The sequence below is a fragment of the Diaphorobacter sp. MNS-0 genome (genome assembly GCF_019602835.1).
In the GTDB taxonomy this organism is placed as follows: Bacteria; Pseudomonadota; Gammaproteobacteria; order Burkholderiales; family Burkholderiaceae_C; genus Diaphorobacter; species Diaphorobacter nitroreducens.
Genome location: NZ_CP080761.1, coordinates 2,607,848 through 2,626,785, shown reverse-complemented (window position 1 = coordinate 2,626,785; position 18,938 = coordinate 2,607,848). Strand labels below are relative to the sequence as shown.

Here is an 18,938-nt window from a genome sequence, read left to right as displayed (position 1 = left end):
ATGCTACAGAAAGCACGGACTGCGACTTACTGCACAACATGATGACTTGATTTTTTCTTAGCCATCTAAGATAATAATTCTCTCAAACCGCTTAATGCTTGTCAAGGTTGAAAACTCTTGGCCCTGATAATTACTTTTCACATCCACCTGGAGGCATCCCCATGTCCACCGATACCGCCATGCTGCGCTTGCAGGTCGTCCGTGCTGAACCCGCCGCGCGCGGCATTCAGTTGTTCGAGTTTCGTCACCCAGCCGGCGAGAAACTGCCGGCCTTCACTGCGGGCGCCCACATCAAGCTCAGGACCCCCAGCGGCGCCACTCGCCAGTATTCCCTGAGTAACGACCCGGCCGAGCGCGACCGCTACGTGATTGCGGTCAAGCGCGAGGGCAACGGCCGTGGCGGCTCGCTGAGCCTGGTCGAGGGCGTGAAGGCGGGCGCAACACTGGAAGTGGGCGCGCCCGAGAACTTGTTCGAGCTCGACACCAAGGCCAGCAGCTTCGTGCTGATTGCGGGTGGTATCGGCATCACGCCCATGATAGCCATGGCGCGTTCGCTCCTGACCGAGGGCACACGCCGCTTCAAACTCTATTACCTGACCCGTGATGCCGAAGGCACGGCCTTCCTGGACGAACTGCGCGCTCCCGAATTTGCGTCGCACGTGGTGCTACACCATGACCAAGGTGACCCGGCGAACTGCTTTGACCTGTGGCCTGTCCTCGAAAAACCTGGCAGCGCCACCGGCCAGCATGTTTACTGCTGCGGCCCCAAACCGCTGATGGATGCAGTGCGCGACATGACCGGCCACTGGCCCAGCAGCGCTGTTCACTTCGAGAGCTTCGGCGGCGACACCGCGCCCCACGCCGACGACCAGCCGTTTGATGTGCGCCTGGCGCACAGCGGCCTGACCCTCACCGTGCCGGTCGGCAAGTCTATTCTTGATATCGTGCGGGAACACGGCGTGAACGTTCCCAGCTCGTGCGAGAGCGGTACCTGCGGTTCGTGCAAGACACGCTTGATCGAGGGAGAGGCCGATCACCGCGACCTGGTGCTTCTGGATGAGGAAAAGACGGACCACATCATGGTCTGTGTCTCGCGCGCCAAGTCGTCCTGTCTGGTGCTCGATCTATGAGTCCCAGCGCCAATCCCGTTCGCCTGGGCGTGCTGGGCCTGGGCCGCGCCTTCACGCTGATGCTGCCCACATTCATGGCCGATTCGCGCGTAAAATTGGTGGCCGCATTCGATCCACGCCCGGACGCGTGCGCCGCATTCGCGCAAACTTTTGGCGGGCGAGTCCACGAATCGGCCGAAGCCATGTGCGCCGACCCCGATGTGGAGTGGGTTTATGTGGCCACGCCGCACCAGATGCATGCCGAGCAGGTGCAACTGGCTGCACGACACGGCAAACACGTTCTGGTGGAAAAACCCATGGCATTGAGCTTGGCCGACTGCGCCAAAATGATCGATGTCTGCGAAGTCGCCGGTACGCAACTGATCGTGGGTCACAGCCACAGCTTCAATGCACCCGTGCTGCTGGCGCGCCAGCTGATAGACAGCGGCGCGTTCGGCCGGGTCTGCATGGTGCACGCCATGCAATACACTGACTTCCTCTACCGCCCGCGCCGACCTGAGGAGTTGGATACTGCGCAAGGGGGCGGCGTGGTCTTCAGCCAGGCCGCGCACCAAGTGGACATCGTGCGCCTGCTGGCCGGCGGCGAGGTGTCCAGCGTGCGCGCACTCACCGGTCGCTGGGACCCGACCCGGCCCACCGAGGGCGCCTACAGCGCGCTGCTCACGTTTGCCAACGGCGCATTCGCCAGCGCCACCTACAACGGCTACGGCTTCTACGACACCGACCTATTGATGGACGGTGTGGGCGAAATGGGTCGACCCAAGAGCCGCGACGCACACTACCAGACGCGCGTACGCATGAAGACTGTGACCGATGAGGCCCAGGAGGCCGCTGCCAAGACCGAACGCAACTTCGGCGGCAGCCTGTTCACGCTCGCTGCAACCGAAGCGCCCGATGCCTGTCAGCATTTCGGCCCGGTGCTGGTGAGCTGCGAGCACGGCGACCTGCGTTTGACGCCGCGTGGCGTGCAGGTGTTCGATGAAAACGGTTCGCGCTTTGTGCCTGCCGTGGTGCCTGCCGTGCCACGCGCCGAGGTGATCGACGAGTTGTGGACGGTGGCGCGTGAAAGCCGTGTGCCGCTGCATGGCGGGCGCTGGTCGCAAGCGACAGTGGAGGTGTGCCTAGCCTTGCTTGAGTCGCAACGTGCGGGGGAGGATATCATGCTCAAGCACCAAGTGGCACTGCCCCGCCACTGAGCGCCAGGCCCCGATGTCACCTACCGAAAAAACCTACCACTACCTGCTGCGCCATTGGCGCGAAGCCGTCCCGGACGATCGTCTCGCCCACCTCATTCGCGATGTGGCGCGCGCACAGATGCGCGCCCTGCAACTGCGACTGGGCGCACACGGGGTGTCATTCGGTCACTGGACCTTTTTGCGCATCCTGTGGATCAAGGACGGGCTGACCCAGCGCGAGCTCAGCGAACTGGCCGGCGTGATGGAGCCCACCACCTTCAGCGCCATGAAGGCTATGGAAAAAATGGGATTCATTGAACGTCGGCAGTTGCCCGGCAACCGCAAGAACATGCACGTATTCCTCACGCCCTCGGGCCGCGCACTTGAGGACGTGCTGGTACCTCTGGCCGAAGAGGTCAACCACATCAGTGTGAGCGGTCTCCACGAGAAAACCGTCGCCACGGTACGCAAGTGCTTGCTGACCATGATAGAGAACCTGGCGGCCGATGAGACGGTCGCAGCTGAGCCAGCGGTTGCTTCAGAGGGTGCGATAGGCCGCAGTATTGACGAGGTAAGAAGCCCGCCTGCTCGAACTGACAGTCCAAGCCAGTGACCCGAAGAATGCAGGCGCTGCCACCTTGCAGGAGGTGGCAGCGTGAAACATGAACTCAGTCAGATCGCGTAAGTTTCGTACGTCGCCGGATGGAATATCTCGTCGACTGACAACCGGCGCGATGACAAGCCCTGTGCATGGTGATGATGCAAGAAAGCCTCCAGCGTGGCGCGGTTTTTTTCGACACCGTAAGACCAGTAATCATGGCCCATGGTCTCTCGCGCAGCTTTCAGTTGCTCTTCCACAAACGGCAGCGTGACTTTGGTGGCCGAGGTATCAGACAAGGCTTCGAGCGCAGCCGCCTTGGACTGGCTGAAGGCCTTGAACACCGCGCCCGGCAACCAGGGGTGCCGTTCTGCCAGCGTTTTGCGCACCCCCAGCACGTGCATGATGGGAAACACGCTGGTGCGGCGGTAGTAGTCCTTGGCCACCGCGGTCGGGTCGTCGAACAGCCACCCCACATTCGGGTTGGTCAGCACGTGGGTGCTGGGCGGGCGGGGCGCCATGAAGCCGTCGATATCGCCCCGGTCGAGCAAATCGGAAATAGTCACCCCCTCGGGTGCGCTTTCCAGCTTCACGCCCGGGGGCAACTGCAGCGCAATCTTCTCGGGGCGACCTGGTGTCTCGATGCCGCCGCGCACCCAGGTCACGTCCTCCGGCGCCACGCCATAGTCGTCCTGCAGGATGGCGCGAGCCCACACGTTGGCACTCAACTGGTACTCGGGCAGGCCGATGCGCTTGCCCTTGAGGTCTTCCGGCTTCTTGATGCGGTCTTTGCGCACGTAGATGGACGTGTGGCGAAATGCACGCGACAGGAATACCGGAACAGCCACGTAGGGGCAATCGCCCTTGGCGGTCTTAACGGCATAGCTCGAAAACGACAGTTCACTGATGTCGAAATCTTGGCTACGCATCGCCCGGAAAAACATTTCCTCCGGGTTGAGGGTCATGTAGACCGGATCGACACCGTCAATCAATACGCGCCCGTCTAGCAGTGCACGAGTACGGTCGTAGTCGCCCATGGCGACGGAGAGTTGGAGCTTGGACATGCGTTTCCTGATGCCTCAGGCTTTGACGTTGTAGGAAGATTCGAACTCGCTGCGATCCATGCCATCTGCCCACACATAGGTGGTTTCGTATTCGCGCCAATCGGTGGTCTTTGGTACCACGCCCTGGAACGAACAGACGTTCTTCGGAATCGCCTGATCTCCGGTGCCGATGGCCGACTTGCCTGCCTGGAAATCGCGCACGGCTTCCACCATCTGCTTGCGGAACTCGACAACAGCCATGTCGCTGGCACCGAGTCGGTCTTTGGTGCGGTCGGCAATCGGGCCCATGGTCAGCCACATCGCCACATCCTGGTTTGGAAATCCGGTGATCCCTGTGAAATTGCCAGCCTTCATGGCCTGGCGGTTTTGCCAAAATTTGTTTTCTTCGTTTCGCAGAGGGCGGTAGTGCTCGTCCAGATCGACTCCCACGGTCTGATGGAGAAATTTGCGCCAGGTTTCAGTCTCGGGTGTCTGCGATGGGTGGCCCCAGCCGATGAAATAAAACGCCGTGTTGGTGTCATCCATGGGGACGTTCACATTGGCAACGTTGTAAAGATTGTTGGGTGGAATCAACACCGTGTAGGGTGCGACAAACACCGTGGATCGGATGTAATCGTGTGTTGCTGCATTGTTGATAGGGCGGCGAATCGCCGCATATCGAAAGCCGTAGCCATCGCGCTGCACTTGCATACGCGGTGCCTTGTCGGTCGATGGACGCAGCCAGATTTGTCCGGTGGCCTCGGCACCGCTGACACGGGCAGGCACCATATCCGACGAGTGCAGGCTAGAGCTATGGGCCGAGTCGATGGCACCTTCCAGAATTTGTGCATAGTTGCAGGGCAGGTGCACCTTGGCGATGGACACGCGGGTGTTTGCGGTGGGGGCCCAAGGCGGCGGCACAAACTCTGGCACCGCATCAGCCGGGCCAAACCAGGCCCACACAAAACCGCCCCATTCCTTCACCGGGTAGGCCTTATGCTTGACCTTCTCGGCAAAGCCACTGGCTGCTGGCTCGGACACCATCTCCAGCACATTGCCGGCGACGTCCATCTTCCAGCCGTGATACAGGCAGCGCAGGCCACCTTCTTCGTTACGGCCGTAAACCAGTGAAGGGCCGCGGTGCGGGCATTTCTCGTCAAGTACGCCTACACGGCCTTCCGTGTCGCGGAACACGACCAGCTCTTCACCGAGCACGCGCGCCTTCACCGGAGTTCCATCGGCCTCAGCGACTTCCTCGATCAAGCACACGGGCGTCCAATGACGTCGCATCAACTGCCCCATGGGGGCATCGCCGACGACTCGGCACAACAGATTGTTCTCTTCACTCGTCATCATAAAAGCACTCCTCAGAAATGGATGTAAAAAATCAATTATTATTAGATACCTAAGCAATTTATATAAGGGTTAACCCTAATGATGGAAGATGAATCCGTGCCGATGCCGGATTCTTAGAGCCACCCATGTCTTTGATCTTTCGCCGCCTTGAGTGTCTGCGTCAATGCCGAATTGACCGTTCAGCATTGCATTTACCAACTTTTTGGTGACCACTTAATCTCCTGGTAGACAGGTTGCTGGCTATTGAGGTTGCCCCTGAAAAGTGGAGTTCTTAACCCTTGTTGAAGATACCGACAAGGAGTTCAGAGATGAGTGACAAGCAGGTGCGTGCGCAGTACACGCGAGAGTTCAAGCAGGAGGCTGTTCGGCAGGTCCGCTCGGGTCAGGCGATTGCGGTGGTGGCCAAGGTACTGGGCATCCCCAAAGCGAGCCTGGGCAACTGGGTGCGGCTGTCAGCCAAGGGAGAATTGGACGGTGCGGGCGGTGGTGACAAGGGCATCCAAGTCTCGCCCGAGCAGATGGAGATAGCCCGGTTGCGTGCAGAGAATGCTCGCCTTCGCATGGAGCGCGACATCGCAAAAAAAGCCGCGGCGTACTTCGCGCAGGACACGCTGCGAGGTACGCCTGGATTCACCAAATGAGAAAGCTGTACCCGGTGAGTGTGTCCTGCGGGGTGCTGGAGGTCAGCGCGAGCGGGTACTTCAACTGGCTGCGCCGGCGTGAGTCTGGCCACGGTGGACCTGCCCGGCGTCACAGCGACGAAGCCCTGCTGGCGTACATGCGCGCCATCCACGCCGAGGTGAAGGGGGAATACGGCTGGCCACGCATGCACAAGGAACTGCTGGCCCGGGGCATCCGAGTGGGCAAAGACCGGGTGCGCAAGCTCATGCAGCAGCACGGCATCAGGGCCAAGACCAAACGCAAGTTCGTGGTGACCACCGATAGCCGCCACAGCCTGCCGGTGGCGCCCGACTTGGTACAGCGGCGCTTCAACCCCGAGGCGCCCAACCAGCTCTGGAGTGGCGACATCACCTACATCCAAACCGACGAGGGCTGGCTGTACCTGGCTGCGGTCATCGACCTGTTCAACCGTCAGGTGGTGGGCTGGAGCCTGCAGCCGCACATGCAGGCCAGCCTGGTCAAGGACGCGCTGGCCATGGCGTGGTGGCGCCGCAGGCCGCCTCCTGGGCTGATATTCCACAGCGACCGGGGCAGCCAGTATTGCAGCCATGAGTTCCAGGATGCCTTGAAGGGCTGGGGCATGCGTTCATCGATGAGCAGAAAGGGTAACTGTTGGGACAACGCACCGACCGAGAGCTTCTGGGGCCGGCTGAAAACAGCCAGCGTACATGGGTGCAAATTTGCTACCCGTGAGCAGGCCAGGCAGGCGGTGATGGACTGGATGGCCTTCTACAATCACCGAAGGCTGCATTCGTCGCTGGGCTACCTCAGCCCGATGCAGTACGAGCAGCGCTGGTACGAGGCACAGCGTAAAAAGGCCGCGTGAACCGTGGGTTAAGAGCTACACGAAACAGGGGCAAGGTCACTGTCGGTCATCGACCGCTTTCTGGACGTCTTCTCGCGCTACATCGATTCGGGCTTCGGACTGCTGCATGGCGAGGTGGCGTTCTTGACGGCCACGCTGGTCGGTATCGACATGACGCTGGCAGGCCTGTTCTGGGCTATGAGCCATGCCAGTGGGGGTGGTGACGACGTGATAGCCAAGCTGGTCAAGAAGGTTCTCTATGTCGGAGCCTTTGCCTTCATCATCGGCAACTTCAATAACCTGGCGGGCATCCTGTTCCGCTCGTTTGCGGGGCTTGGGTTGGTGGCATCTGGTTCCACGATGACCCAGGCGCAGTTGCTGCAGCCGGGACGGCTCGCGCAAGCCGGTGTGGATGCGGGGCGGCCCCTCATGGCGCAGATCAGCGACCTGACCGGTTTCCCCGAGGTGTTCGCCAACCTGGACGTCATCAGCGTGCTGTTCCTGGCTTGGCTGGTGGTGATTGTGAGCTTCTTTGTGCTGGCGGTTCAGCTGTTTGTGACGCTGATCGAGTTCAAGCTGACGACGCTGGCGGGTTTTGTGCTGGTGCCTTTTGCTCTGTGGAACAAGACGGCTTTCCTGGCGGAGCGGGTGCTGGGCAACGTGGTGTCGTCGGGCATCAAGGTGCTGGTGTTGGCCGTGATCGTCGGTATTGGCTCTGGCTTGTTTGCGGAGTTCCAGACGCCACCGGGGACGGAACCATCGATTGACCATGCGCTGGTCATCATGCTGGCTTCGCTCACGCTGCTGGGTTTGGGCATCTTTGGTCCCGGCATCGCGACCGGGCTGGTATCGGGCGCGCCGCAGTTGGGAGCCGGTGCTGCAGCGGGAACCGTGCTGGGTGCTGCGGGTCTGGCTGTGGCCGGTGGCGCGGCGATTGCCACAGGCGGTGCAGCCGTAGCCGCTGGTGCGCGCATGGCACCTGGGGCGGCACGTGCGGTTGTTGGGGGTGGTGCCAGCGCGGCTCGTTTGGCAAGCTCGATGGCTGCTGGCGCGAAGTCGGCCTACCAGGCGGGTGCCTCCGCATCAGGTGGGGGCGGTGTAGGCGCTGCGGGTGCTGGATTTGCCAATGTGGCGAAGAGTGGTGCGAGTGCTGTTGGCCAGCGGGTTGCGGCTGGCGCCAAGGCCGTCAAGGACCGCGTTGCATCGGCTGTATCTGATTCGGCTGCACCGGCTTCAGCCACAATTGCCACAACTGCCACAACTGGCGCCAACGCAACGACCTCCGACACGCCACCGCCTGCACCGGCCTGGGCGAAGCGCCTGCAACGCAATCAGCGTCTCTCACACGGGGTTTCTACCGCTGCGCACACGCTTCGCTCCGGTGACCACGGCGGGGGCGGAGCCAGTCCGAGCCTGCGCGACGACTCCAACCATTAAGGAGATCACTTTATGTTATTCAAACGACCCCAGGTGCGCTACTCGGACACGCCCGAGCCCGTCACCCCCTACCAGGCTGCTGCGCAGGTCTGGGACAACCGCATCGGCAACGCCCGTGTGCAGGCCAAGAACTGGCGGCTGATGGCCTTCGGTTGCCTGTCGCTGGCTTTGCTGATGGCGGGTGGCTTGGTCTGGCGATCCGCACAGTCCATCGTGACACCGTATGTCGTCGAGGTCGACAGCGCGGGGCAGGTGCGGGCCGTCGGTGAAGCGGCCACGCCGTACAAACCGAACGATGCGCAGATCGCCTATCACCTGGCGCGCTTTCTCACCGACGTACGTTCACTGTCAATCGATCCCATCGTGGTGCGGCAGAACTGGCTTGAAGCCTATGAGTACACCACCGACAAAGGTGCGGCCACGCTGAACGACTATGCCCGCGCCAACGACCCGTTTGCCCACATCGGGCAGAACTCTGTTTCGGTGGAAGTCACGAGCGTGGTCCGTGCCAGCGAATCTTCGTTCCAGATGCGCTGGATTGAGCGAAGCTATTCGAATGGTGCGCCCTCGGGCACGGAACGCTGGACGGCAGTGGTGTCGGTGGTGCTGCAACCGCCCCGGACCGAAGAGCGTTTGCGCCGCAATCCACTGGGCATTTATGTCAACGGCCTGTCCTGGAGCCGTGAACTCGAAGCGACACAAGGAGTAAAACCATGAAACCATTGATCCGTATTTACGCTTTGCCGTTGGTGATGGTCGCCACCCTGGCGACCATCACCGGCTGTGCCACACACGGCAAACCGCCGCCCACCATCACACTGGATGAGCCCGTGGCCGCGCACCTGCTGCCTGAGCTGCCCAAACCCATCGAGGTCGTGACGCTGCCTGAACCGCTGCCACTGCCAGCGCAGTTAAAGCCGATATCGGCAGAAGCGGAGACAAAGGGTGTGCCGGAAGCTGCTGACGAGAAGGTTCGCGTCTCACGGGCCAATCTGGAAGCGCGTGTGGCACCGAGCCGCGAGGGCTACGTCAATGCCATCCAGGTCTGGCCCTATGCCGATGGCGCGCTGTACCAGGTCTACACAAGTCCGGGCCGGGTCACGGTCGTCGCGCTGCAGGAGGGCGAGGAGCTGGTGACGGTGTCAGCGGGAGACACGGTGCGTTGGGTTGTTGGCGACACGGCCAGCGGCTCAGGGGCCAGCTTGCGTGTGACGGTACTGGTGAAACCCACCCGTACCGGTCTGAAGACGAACCTGGTCATCACTACGAACCGGCGCATGTACCTGCTGGAGCTGTCTTCGACGCCGCAGGCCTGGATGGCTTCGGTGTCCTGGGATTACCCGAAGGATCGGATGTTGGCCTTGCAGAAGCAGGCGCAGCAGGCTCAGGCAACTGCACCGGTCGATTCTGGTTTGTCGCTGGAGCAGATCAGGTTCCGCTATGCGATCACGGGTGACAGTCCGCCGTGGAAGCCGCTGCGTGCTTTTGACGACGGGCAGCGGGTGTACATCCAGTTTCCTGGGGGTATTGCGCAGGGGGAGTTGCCGCCGCTGTTCGTGATTGGGCCGCAGGGCGATGGACAGTTGGTGAACTATCGCTTCCGTTCACCGTACTACGTGGTAGACCGGTTGTTCGGTGCGGCCGAGCTGCGACTTGGGGCAGACAAGGCCCAGGTGGTGCGCATCGAACGTACTGATGGCGTTGCCAGCGCGGAACGGAGGAATTGAGCATGAGTACGCCCGCCACACCGCAGGCTGACACGCCGGTGCCCCCCAAGGTCGATCCGGACAGCATGACCCTGCGTGCGCCGCCGCGTCCGGTGGTACGGCTGAACCGGCGCATGCTGGCGCTTGGTGCGGGCACGCTGGCCGCTGCCGTGCTCGGAGGCACCTTGTGGTCGCTGCAGACTCACAAGCGTGAGCGTAACCCGGCCACCGAGTTGTACAACGTGGATCGCGTCTCGCGGGCCGAGAGCCTAGACCAGTTGCCCAAAGACTATTCGAAGATTCCGGTGCCGGTTAAACCCACCATACCTGTGTTGGGGGAGCCGCTGCCGGGTGATTTGGGGCCGGCCATCCTCAGTGCCGAGCGCCAGCGCCAAGCGAATGTATCGGCGGCGTATAACGATCCAGCGCATGCGGATCGTTTGACGCGGCTGCGTGATGCGGAGGAGGCAGCGCGCTCTACGGTGTTTTTTAGGAGCAGTGGCAATGGTGCCAAGTCAGCAGCCACTGTGACCACTGCTTCGGCTGGCAGTCCATCCGTATCGGTGTCAGGCAACCAGCCGTTCAATCCAATGACACCGACGTCTGCCACTGCTCAGGCAGTTGACCCGACCGCTGCGCAGAATCGGCAGGAGCAGAAGGCAGCTTTCGTCGCGAATGCGAGCGACACGGCTACGCGCAATCTGGCCAGTCTGCAGATGCCTGCTTCGCCTTACCAGGTGATGGCAGGGACTGTCATTCCGGCTGCGCTGGTGACGGGTATTAATTCTGACTTGCCGGGGCAGGTCATCGCCAATGTGACGGAGGCGGTTTACGACACGGCCACGGGGCGCTATCTGCTGATTCCACAGGGGTCAAGGCTGATTGGGCGCTATGACAGCCAGGTGTCATTTGGGCAGCGGCGGGTGTTGCTGGTGTGGACGCGGTTGATCCTGCCAGATACGTCGTCGATTGCACTGGACCGTTTGCCGGGGATTGACCCTGCGGGTTATGCAGGGCTGGAGGATGGTGTTGATTGGCATTGGGACCGGATTCTTGCGGGTGCGGCGCTGTCCACGCTGCTGGGTGTGGGTGCCGAACTGGCGGCGCCGGATCGCGGTGGTAGCGATGGCAAGGTGATTGTCGCCATACGGCAGGGCGCGCAGGACACGGTGAACCAGGTTGGTCAGGAGATTACCAAGCGGAATATGAGCATTCAACCGACACTGACGATTCGGCCTGGGTTTCCGATGCGTGTGATGGTGAGCAAGGATTTGGTTTTGCGGCCCTATCAGCCTTTGTTCTTTGTGAGAGGGTCTTCGCAATGAGTACGTCTGTCAGCAAGCTGCGGTTGGGGCCGCTGCCCAAGACTGAAACGGTGAAGTTGACCATTGTGCTGACGACGGCATTGAAGGCTGATCTGGAGCGGTACGCCGCGCTGCATGCACAGGCCTATGGTGAGCCGGTCGATGCTGTCACGCTGATTCCGCATATGCTGGAATCGTTCATCATGCGGGATCGAGGATTCAAGAAGCAGCATGCTGCCGGGCCAGACGCCTTGACTCGAAGGCGAGCTGCCAACGGCTCAACTGGCGCAATCAGAGTTGATGCGCTCCCTGAATGAGGTACAAAAAAATAGGCCCTTCCATCGCTGGAAGGGCCTGTGGTGGTGCCCGGGGCCGGAATCGAACCGGCACGCCTTGCGGCGGGGGATTTTCTTACCACTTCGGCTTTCGCCGCCGACGTTCCCAAAGGAACGGCGTTCGTGGTCTGGAGCACGCCTTCACCATAGCGCTTTCGCGCTTTAGGTGCCCGCCGTCTGCTCTCTACACCTTCCGCTTCTTTTTCAAAAAGCGGCTTGGCTCGGTATTAGCTCGGACTTGCGTCCAGGGCCTTCGCCGAGTTTGACGGGCTTCACCTCAAGAATTTCTTCAAGAGGGCTCAAATTTGGTCTGAGTCCCCTGCGTCTACCAATTTCACCACCCGGGCTTTGAATTCTCTGGACTGGGCCAGAATTTTCTGTTCAACCGTGGTTGATCTTCCATCTCGCCGCAGGCTCAATATGTCAGATCAACGTCTCAATTCTACTTGCTGCCTCTTGGCTTTTCGCCGTGGCTCCTATTTGGCTCCTAGGTCTCAACAAGCCCTTTGGGTCTCTATTCGACCAGTCGCCGCAAACCATTATCCCGCCTAGTGTTGCGTGGTGTTCACGAATTTCAAAAAAAGGTACACAAACCTCTTTTTGAGTCCCCTGCGTCTACCAATTTCACCACCCGGGCAGGCGCGAAAGCGAAGTCGCAAATTATGGCACAGTAACGCGGTATGAAGACCTACCCCACCATTGAAGACGCGATCGGACACACGCCGCTGGTCGCACTGCAGCGCATCGGTGCACAGGACAACGCGGCACGCGGCAATGTCATTCTGGGCAAGCTGGAAGGCAATAACCCGGCGGGTTCGGTGAAGGATAGGCCGGCACTGTCGATGATCCGCCGGGCCGAAGAGCGCGGCGAGATCAAACCCGGCGATACGCTGATAGAGGCGACGTCGGGCAACACCGGCATTGCCCTGGCGATGGCTGCGGCCATCAAGGGCTACCGCATGGTGCTGATCATGCCGGAGGATCTGTCCGTGGAGCGCGCGCAGACCATGAAGGCCTTCGGCGCGGAGCTGGTTCTCACGCCCAAGAGCGGGGGGATGGAATACGCGCGGGATCTGGCCGACCAGATGGTGGCGCAGGGCAAGGGCGTGGTGCTGGACCAGTTTGCCAACCCGGACAACCCCCGCATCCACTACGAGACCACCGGCCCCGAACTGTGGGAGCAGACCGAGGGGCGCATTACCCATTTCGTGAGCGCCATGGGCACCACGGGCACCATCACGGGCGTCGCGCGCTTCCTGCGCGAGAAGAACCCCGCGGTGCGCATCGTGGGTGCGCAGCCGCAGGAAGGCTCGCGTATCCCGGGCATTCGCAAGTGGCCCGAGGAATACCTGCCCAAGATCTACGAGCCCCAGTTGGTGGACGAATTGGTGCTGGTGAGCCAGGACGATGCCGAGGACATGGCACGGCGCCTGGCGCGCGAAGAGGGCATCTTTGCCGGCATCTCCGCAGCCGGCGCCTGCTGGGTGGCGCAGCAGATCGCGCAGCGCGAGGAAAACGCCACCATCGTTTTCGTGGTGTGCGACCGGGGCGACCGCTACCTCTCCACCGGCGTCTTCCCGGCGTGAACGTGAAGATCACAGTGGGCATCAATAGGGCCGCTGGCGCCCGGTAGTCAAGCGCGAGCAGCTATCAATTACGGAGCGCTGTGACGGCCATGGCGCATGCTGGAGGAGCATCGCTATGTCGTACGAAACCCGCTATTGCACCCACTGCGCCACGGCGCTGGCGCCCATCGTGGTCATTGAGGACAGCGGCGAGAAGGAACGCCTGCGCTGCCCCGCCTGCGGCTGGACGCACTGGAACAACCCGACGCCCGTGCTGGCGGCCATCGTGGAGGTGGACGGCCGCGTGCTGCTGGCGCGCAATGCGCTCTGGCCACCCAAGATGTTCGCGCTGATCACGGGTTTCATGGAGGCTGGCGAGACGCCCGAGGACGGCATTGCCCGCGAAGTCAAGGAAGAAACCAACCTGGACGCGCGCAGTGTGCAGCTGGTGGGCGTGTATGAGTTCATGCGCATGAACCAGGTCATCATCGCCTACCATGTACGGGCCGAAGGCGAGGTGCGCCTGTCGCCGGAGCTGCTGGAGCACCGCTTTTATGAGCCAGACCAGCTCAAGTGCTGGCCCGCGGGCACAGGCTATGCGCTGGCCGACTGGCTGCGCTCGCGCGGCCACGAGCCGGTGTTCTTCACCGCCGAGGAAAATGCAGAGCGCCGCCGCGGACTGGACGCGCCGAAGGACTGAGAAAAATGGACATCCACAAGGAAATCGACACCCGGGGCCTGAACTGCCCCCTGCCCATCCTCAAGGCCAAGAAGGCCTTGGCCGACATGGCGAGCGGCCAGCTGCTCAAGGTGGTGGCGACCGACAGCGGCTCGCTGCGCGACTTCCAGGCGTTTGCCCGGCAGACCGGCAACGAGCTGGTCGAACAACAGACCGTGGGCGAAGAATTCATCCACGTGCTGCGCCGTCGCTGAGTGATTAATGGCTAAATAGCCGTCCAGCGCTTGTTGGGCAAGCGCTGGTAGCTATCAAAACAGGAATCCCATGCCCGGGCGGCGGGCAGGGGCACCGTCCCGGCGGTGCGTTACAGCGCCAGCGATTGGAGGTATTCGCGGAACTGTGGGCCCACCTGCGGGTGCTGCAGTGCCAGTTCGACCGTGGCCTCCAAAAAACCTTCCTTGCTGCCGCAGTCGTACCGTTTGCCGGCGTACTGGTAGGCATACACCGTCTCGTGCTGCATCAGGCGCGCGATCGCATCGGTGAGCTGGATCTCGCCGCCCACGCCCTGCGGCTGGTTGCGGATCTCTTCGAAGATGCGCGGCGTGAGCACATAGCGGCCGGCCACGCCCATGCGCGACGGTGCCTTTTCGGGTGCGGGCTTCTCCACGATCTCGTCGACGCGGATCAGCGCGCCGCCGGCGCTCTCGCCCTTGACGATGCCGTAGCGCTTGGTGTGCTCCAGCGGGACTTCCTGCACGGCCAGCAGCGAGCGCCCCTGCTTGGCGAAAGCGGCCGTCATCTGCGCCATCACGCCGGGGCCGCCGGGCTCGCCGGTCATCAGGTCGTCGGCCAGGATGACGGCAAAGGGCTCGTTGCCCACCAGGGGCTCGGCGCACAGCACGGCATGGCCCAGGCCCAGCGAGCGTGGCTGGCGCACAAACAGGCAGTTCATGTCGTCGGGCGCGATGCTGCGCACCAGCGCGAGCATCTCGCGCTTGCCGGCGTTCTCCAGCTCGTTCTCCAGCTCGTACGCGGTATCGAAATGGTCCTCGATCGCGCGCTTGCTGCGGCCGGTGACGAACACCATGTCGCGGATGCCGGCCTCGTAGGCCTCCTCGACGGCGTACTGGATCAGGGGCTTGTCCACCACCGGCAGCATCTCCTTGGGCGATGCCTTGGTGGCGGGCAGGAAGCGGGTGCCAAGCCCCGCGACGGGAAAGACGGCCTTGCGGACACGGGTGGGTGCGTTCAAGTCGGGTGCCTCACGAAAAAGGGTGCCGGGTAAAAACAAGGGCGCCTGCAGCGCCCTTGTCCGGTGATCGGGCTGATCTTAGCCCAGGCGCGCGAGCTGCTCCTCGATGCGCGCCAGCGTGGCCCCGAAGTCGGCCACGCGTTTCTTTTCCTGCTCGATCACGGCCGGCGGGGCCTTGGCCACGAAAGCCTCGTTGCCCAGTTTGCCGTTGGCCTTGGCGATTTCGCCGGACAGGCGCGCGGCCTCCTTGGACAGGCGGGCCTTTTCAGCACCGACGTCGATCTCCACGAACAGCGCCAGGCGGGCGTCGCCCACCACGGCCACGGGCGCGCTTTGCGCTTCTTTTTCCCAGGCCGCGGCGTCGTCAAACACCTTGACTTCGCTGAGCTTGGCCAGGTTTTGCAGCACGGCGGCGTTGGCGCGCAAGAAGGCGGCATCGTCGGCGTTGTCGGCCACGGCCAGCAGCGGCAGGCGCTGCGCGGGCGACACGCCCATCTCGCCGCGCAGGGTGCGGCAGGCGTCCACCGTGTTCTTCATGCGCGCCACGTAGGCTTCGGCGGCTTCGTCGATCTTCGCGGGCTCGGCCTGCGGGTAAGCCGCCACGGCAATGGACTCGCCCTTGAGCCCGGCAATCGGTGCCACTACCTGCCACAGCGCTTCGGTGACAAAGGGGATGACGGGGTGCGCCAGGCGCAGGATGGCCTCCAGCACGCGGATCAGCGTGCGGCGCGTGGCGCGCTGCTGCGCCTCGTTGCCAGTCTGGATCTGTACCTTGGCGATTTCCAGGTACCAGTCGCAGAACTCGTTCCAGACGAAGTCGTAGAGGGTGTTGGCCACGTTGTCCAAGCGGAACTCGGCGAAGCCCTTGGCCACTTCGGCCTCGACCTGTTGCAGCTGCGAGACGATCCAGCGGTCGGCCTGGCTGAAGCGCAGGTAGCTTTCAGTGCAGCCCTGCGCGGTGTCCATGCCGCAGTCGTAGCCCTCGCAGTTCATCAGCACGAAGCGGCTGGCGTTCCACAGCTTGTTGCAGAAGTTGCGGTAGCCCTCGCAGCGCTTGCTGTCGAAGTTGATGCTGCGGCCCAGCGACGCCAGCGCGGCGAAGGTGAAGCGCAGCGCGTCGGCGCCATAGGCGGGAATGCCCTCGGGGAATTCCTTTTGTGTGTTCTGGCGCACCTTGGGCGCGGTCTCAGGGCGGCGCAGGCCCTGGGTGCGTTTGTCCAGCAGCGGCTCCAGCGCAATGCCGTCGATCAGGTCCACCGGGTCGAGCACGTTGCCCTCGGACTTGCTCATCTTCTTGCCCTGTGCGTCCAGCACCAGGCCGTGGATGTAGACATGCTTGAACGGCACGCGACCGGTGAAGTGCGTGGTCATCATGATCATCCGGGCGACCCAGAAGAAGATGATGTCGTAGCCCGTGACCAGCACGCTGCTGGGCAGGTACAGGTTGTAGTCGTCGGTGGCAGCGTCGGTCTGGTTTGGCCAGCCCATGGTGCTGAAGGGCACCAGGGCGCTGGAGTACCAGGTGTCGAGCACGTCCGCATCGCGGGTCAGCGTCTTGCCGGGGGCCTGGGCCTGGGCCTCTTGCTCGTTGCGGGCCACGTACACATTGCCGTCCTCGTCGTACCAGGCGGGGATCTGGTGGCCCCACCACAGCTGGCGGCTGATGCACCAGTCCTGGATGTTGTTCATCCACTGGTTGTAGGTGTTGACCCAGTTCTCGGGCACGAACTGCACCTGGCCGCTGGCCACGGCGTCGATGGCCTTTTGCGCGATGCTCTTGCCGGTGGCGTCGCCCGTGCCTTCTTGGGCCACCTTGTTCATGGCCACGAACCACTGGTCGGTCAGCATGGGCTCGATCACCTGGCCGGTGCGGGTGCAAATGGGCACCATCAGCTTGTGCTTCTTGGTCTCGACCAGCAGGCCCTGGGCCTCCAGGTCGGCCACGATGGCCTTGCGCGCCACGAAGCGGTCCATGCCCTGGTACTTGGCGGGGGCGTTCTCGTTCACCGTGGCCTGCAGGGTGAGCACGCAAATCATGGGCAGCTTGTGGCGCTGGCCCACTTGGTAGTCGTTGTTGTCGTGCGCGGGCGTGACCTTGACCACGCCGGTGCCGAACTCCTTGTCCACGTAGGCGTCGGCAATCACCGGGATCTCGCGGTCGCACAGCGGCAGCTTCACCATCTTGCCGATCAGGTGCGCGTAGCGCTCATCCTCGGGGTGGACCATCACGGCCACGTCGCCCAGCATGGTCTCGGGGCGGGTGGTGGCCACCACCAGCTGGCCGCTGCCGTCGGCCAAGGGGTAGGCGATGTGCCACAGCGAGCCGTCTTTTTCCTCGTTCTCCACTTCCAGGTCCGACACGGCGGACTGCAGTTTGGGGTCCCAGTTCACCAAGCGCTTGCCGCGGTAGATCAGGCCCTGCTGGTAGAGCTTCACGAAGGTGTCGGTCACCACCTTGGAGAGCTTGTCGTCCATGGTGAAGTACTCGCGGCTCCAGTCCACGCTGTCGCCCAGGCGGCGCATCTGGGTGGTGATGGTGTTGCCGCTCTTTTCCTTCCACTCCCACACCTTCTTCACGAAGTCGGGGCGGCCCAGGTCATGGCGGCTCACGCCTTGCTCTTGCAGCTGGCGCTCGACGACGATTTGTGTGGCAATGCCCGCGTGGTCGGTGCCCGGCACCCAGACGGTGTTGTGCCCCAACATGCGGTGGTAGCGCGTCAGGCTGTCCATGATGGTCTGGTTGAACGCATGGCCCATGTGCAGCGTGCCCGTCACGTTGGGCGGAGGCAGCTGGATGGCGAATGCCGGCTGCCCGGCCTGCGCCGCGCCCGTGCCGCGGTAGCCTGCCACGCCGTAGCCGCGCTTTTCCCATTCGGGGCCCCAGTGGGCCTCCAGGGCGGCGGGCTCAAAGGACTTGGAGAGGCTGTTCAGGCCGGGTTGTTCGATCGTGTCGCTCATGGCAATGAAAAACGGCATCCCGTGGGATGCCGCCTGGGCAGTGGTTCGGAGGATGGGGGCATTTTATTCGGTTACCGCCATGCTTCCATACTGATAGCTGCTTGCGCTTGCTGGATAAGCGCTGGAGGCGCTTTTTACTCAGACCCTGTGGTGGGCACGAATTCGGGGCGGTCGTTGGTCTGGGGTTTGAGCGGCGCGCTGGCATGGCCGCCGGCGCGTTCCTTGCGCCATTGCTCCTTGCGCGCCGTCCACTCGGCCAGCCGGGCGTGGGCGGTGGTGCTTTCGCGCTGCATCTGCGCGGTGTCGGCCAGTTGGGCCGACAGCTCCAGCCGGATGCCGTTGGGGTCGAAGAAGTAGATGCTCTTGAAGATGTGGTGGTCGGTCACTCCGAGCACCTGCACACCGTGTGCCTGCAGACGGGTTTTGGTGTCCTCCAGCTCTTGCACGGTGTTCACGCGGAAGGCGATGTGGTTGACCCACGGGGGTGTGTTGGGCGAGGGCTCGGGCTTCACGTCGTCGCCCAGGTCGAAGAACGCGATGAACGAGCCGTCCTGCAGCCGGAAGAAGAAGTGGGTGTAGGGGCAGTACTCGCCCGTGCTGGGCACGTAGTCGCTCTGGATGATGTGGTACAGCGGCAGGCCCAGGATGTCCTCGTAGAAATGGCGCGTCTCCTCCGCGTCGCGCGCCTTGTAGGCGTAGTGGTGCAGCTGCTGGATGGCGGCGGGGGGCGGGAGGGTGTCGTGGGGAGCAGTCATGGCGTTGTCTCCGGGATAGGGCGCCAGGGCGCATGCTGGTATGAAGAACTGCCTGAAATTCTACTATTCGTAATTAATTTGCGTTAAGTGAATCTGAAAAACCGCTGTCCAGCAGGCATGGCGCAGCCGCCGCGGCAAAGGCGGCCGGTGGCTTCAAAC

At 62.5% G+C, this 18,938-nt stretch carries 17 protein-coding genes; 12 read left to right on the top strand and 5 right to left on the bottom strand.

Annotation, left to right across the window (positions count from 1 at the left end; translation table 11 throughout):
• Positions 1-161 precede the first annotated feature (161 nt).
• The 3 genes from K2L43_RS12480 to K2L43_RS12470 are packed head-to-tail and all read left to right on the top strand — an operon-like array spanning position 162 to position 2,918.
• On the top strand, positions 162-1,130 hold the full coding sequence (locus K2L43_RS12480) for a PDR/VanB family oxidoreductase (RefSeq protein WP_220637674.1): 969 nt from the start codon (positions 162-164) through the stop codon (positions 1,128-1,130).
• Positions 1,127-2,326 carry a Gfo/Idh/MocA family protein gene (locus tag K2L43_RS12475; protein WP_220637673.1) on the top strand — a complete coding sequence of 400 codons (1,200 nt, stop codon included), beginning with the start codon at positions 1,127-1,129 and terminating at the stop codon, positions 2,324-2,326. The genes K2L43_RS12480 and K2L43_RS12475 overlap by 4 nt, the downstream gene beginning before the upstream one ends.
• Positions 2,327-2,339: 13 nt before the next feature.
• Complete coding sequence (locus K2L43_RS12470; RefSeq protein WP_220637672.1) at positions 2,340-2,918, top strand: MarR family winged helix-turn-helix transcriptional regulator; 579 nt, start codon at positions 2,340-2,342, stop codon at positions 2,916-2,918.
• A 59-nt stretch (positions 2,919-2,977) separates the two neighbouring features.
• Here the strand turns inward: K2L43_RS12470 and K2L43_RS12465 are convergent, their stop codons facing one another.
• Both K2L43_RS12465 and K2L43_RS12460 read right to left on the bottom strand, forming a co-directional pair.
• Positions 2,978-3,967, bottom strand: a complete 990-nt coding sequence (locus K2L43_RS12465; protein WP_086911742.1) for a PhnD/SsuA/transferrin family substrate-binding protein — start codon at positions 3,965-3,967, stop codon at positions 2,978-2,980.
• Between the two features lie 15 nt (positions 3,968-3,982).
• A complete protein-coding gene (locus K2L43_RS12460; RefSeq protein WP_220637671.1) occupies positions 3,983-5,302 on the bottom strand; it encodes a Rieske 2Fe-2S domain-containing protein in 1,320 nt (439 codons plus the stop codon).
• A 308-nt stretch (positions 5,303-5,610) separates the two neighbouring features.
• Between K2L43_RS12460 and K2L43_RS12455 the strand changes: the two genes are divergently transcribed.
• From K2L43_RS12455 to K2L43_RS12415, 9 genes are all read left to right on the top strand, one after another.
• Positions 5,611-6,809 (top strand): IS3 family transposase gene (locus tag K2L43_RS12455; protein WP_103738857.1). Its coding sequence is split into 2 segments (ribosomal slippage): positions 5,611-5,878 and positions 5,878-6,809, totalling 1,200 coding nucleotides; the frame shifts between segments, so codons are not numbered across the junction.
• Positions 6,810-6,848: 39 nt separating this feature from the next.
• Positions 6,849-8,225, top strand: coding sequence for a P-type conjugative transfer protein TrbL (trbL, locus tag K2L43_RS12450; protein ID WP_220639002.1), 1,377 nt, complete (start codon positions 6,849-6,851; stop codon positions 8,223-8,225).
• A gap of 12 nt (positions 8,226-8,237) precedes the next feature.
• A complete protein-coding gene (gene trbF, locus K2L43_RS12445) occupies positions 8,238-8,942 on the top strand; it encodes a conjugal transfer protein TrbF (RefSeq protein ID WP_086911752.1) in 705 nt (234 codons plus the stop codon).
• Entirely contained in the window at positions 8,939-9,952 is a 1,014-nt protein-coding gene (trbG, locus tag K2L43_RS12440; protein WP_086911753.1) for a P-type conjugative transfer protein TrbG, read from the top strand. Before trbF ends, trbG begins: the two co-directional genes overlap by 4 nt.
• A 2-nt stretch (positions 9,953-9,954) precedes the next feature.
• On the top strand, positions 9,955-11,256 hold the full coding sequence (locus tag K2L43_RS12435) for a TrbI/VirB10 family protein (RefSeq protein WP_086911754.1): 1,302 nt from the start codon (positions 9,955-9,957) through the stop codon (positions 11,254-11,256).
• Positions 11,253-11,552: a DUF2274 domain-containing protein gene (locus K2L43_RS12430; RefSeq protein WP_086911755.1), complete on the top strand. Its 300-nt coding sequence runs from the start codon at positions 11,253-11,255 to the stop codon at positions 11,550-11,552. Before K2L43_RS12435 ends, K2L43_RS12430 begins: the two co-directional genes overlap by 4 nt.
• Before the next feature lie 698 nt (positions 11,553-12,250).
• Complete coding sequence (cysM, locus tag K2L43_RS12425) at positions 12,251-13,156, top strand: cysteine synthase CysM (protein WP_047350540.1); 906 nt, start codon at positions 12,251-12,253, stop codon at positions 13,154-13,156.
• Between the two features lie 115 nt (positions 13,157-13,271).
• Positions 13,272-13,835 carry an NUDIX domain-containing protein gene (locus tag K2L43_RS12420; RefSeq protein ID WP_011806051.1) on the top strand — a complete coding sequence of 188 codons (564 nt, stop codon included), beginning with the start codon at positions 13,272-13,274 and terminating at the stop codon, positions 13,833-13,835.
• Positions 13,836-13,840: 5 nt separating this feature from the next.
• Complete coding sequence (locus tag K2L43_RS12415; RefSeq protein ID WP_011806050.1) at positions 13,841-14,068, top strand: sulfurtransferase TusA family protein; 228 nt, start codon at positions 13,841-13,843, stop codon at positions 14,066-14,068.
• A gap of 110 nt (positions 14,069-14,178) precedes the next feature.
• On the opposite strand, the gene galU is transcribed toward K2L43_RS12415, so the two are convergent.
• From galU to K2L43_RS12400, 3 genes are all read right to left on the bottom strand, one after another.
• A complete protein-coding gene (gene galU, locus K2L43_RS12410) occupies positions 14,179-15,066 on the bottom strand; it encodes a UTP--glucose-1-phosphate uridylyltransferase GalU (protein ID WP_011806049.1) in 888 nt (295 codons plus the stop codon).
• A 78-nt stretch (positions 15,067-15,144) separates the two neighbouring features.
• A complete protein-coding gene (locus K2L43_RS12405) occupies positions 15,145-18,024 on the bottom strand; it encodes a valine--tRNA ligase (protein ID WP_220637670.1) in 2,880 nt (959 codons plus the stop codon).
• Positions 18,025-18,158: 134 nt separating this feature from the next.
• Positions 18,159-18,779: a VOC family protein gene (locus tag K2L43_RS12400; RefSeq protein ID WP_011806047.1), complete on the bottom strand. Its 621-nt coding sequence runs from the start codon at positions 18,777-18,779 to the stop codon at positions 18,159-18,161.
• Positions 18,780-18,938: the final 159 nt, after the last annotated feature.

Bases quoted from the DNA above. Each gene is read 5' to 3' on its own strand.
- K2L43_RS12400 (WP_011806047.1), bottom strand. From the start codon at position 18,779: ATGACTGCTCCCCACGACACCCTCCCGCCCCCCGCCGCCATCCAGCAG.
- K2L43_RS12475 (WP_220637673.1), top strand. From the start codon at position 1,127: ATGAGTCCCAGCGCCAATCCCGTTCGCCTGGGCGTGCTGGGCCTGGGC.
- trbG (WP_086911753.1), top strand. From the start codon at position 8,939: ATGAAACCATTGATCCGTATTTACGCTTTGCCGTTGGTGATGGTCGCC.
- trbF (WP_086911752.1), top strand. From the start codon at position 8,238: ATGTTATTCAAACGACCCCAGGTGCGCTACTCGGACACGCCCGAGCCC.
- K2L43_RS12420 (WP_011806051.1), top strand. From the start codon at position 13,272: ATGTCGTACGAAACCCGCTATTGCACCCACTGCGCCACGGCGCTGGCG.
- K2L43_RS12435 (WP_086911754.1), top strand. From the start codon at position 9,955: ATGAGTACGCCCGCCACACCGCAGGCTGACACGCCGGTGCCCCCCAAG.
- K2L43_RS12405 (WP_220637670.1), bottom strand. From the start codon at position 18,024: ATGAGCGACACGATCGAACAACCCGGCCTGAACAGCCTCTCCAAGTCC.
- K2L43_RS12430 (WP_086911755.1), top strand. From the start codon at position 11,253: ATGAGTACGTCTGTCAGCAAGCTGCGGTTGGGGCCGCTGCCCAAGACT.
- K2L43_RS12460 (WP_220637671.1), bottom strand. From the start codon at position 5,302: ATGATGACGAGTGAAGAGAACAATCTGTTGTGCCGAGTCGTCGGCGAT.
- K2L43_RS12415 (WP_011806050.1), top strand. From the start codon at position 13,841: ATGGACATCCACAAGGAAATCGACACCCGGGGCCTGAACTGCCCCCTG.
- cysM (WP_047350540.1), top strand. From the start codon at position 12,251: ATGAAGACCTACCCCACCATTGAAGACGCGATCGGACACACGCCGCTG.
- K2L43_RS12470 (WP_220637672.1), top strand. From the start codon at position 2,340: ATGTCACCTACCGAAAAAACCTACCACTACCTGCTGCGCCATTGGCGC.
- K2L43_RS12465 (WP_086911742.1), bottom strand. From the start codon at position 3,967: ATGTCCAAGCTCCAACTCTCCGTCGCCATGGGCGACTACGACCGTACT.
- K2L43_RS12480 (WP_220637674.1), top strand. From the start codon at position 162: ATGTCCACCGATACCGCCATGCTGCGCTTGCAGGTCGTCCGTGCTGAA.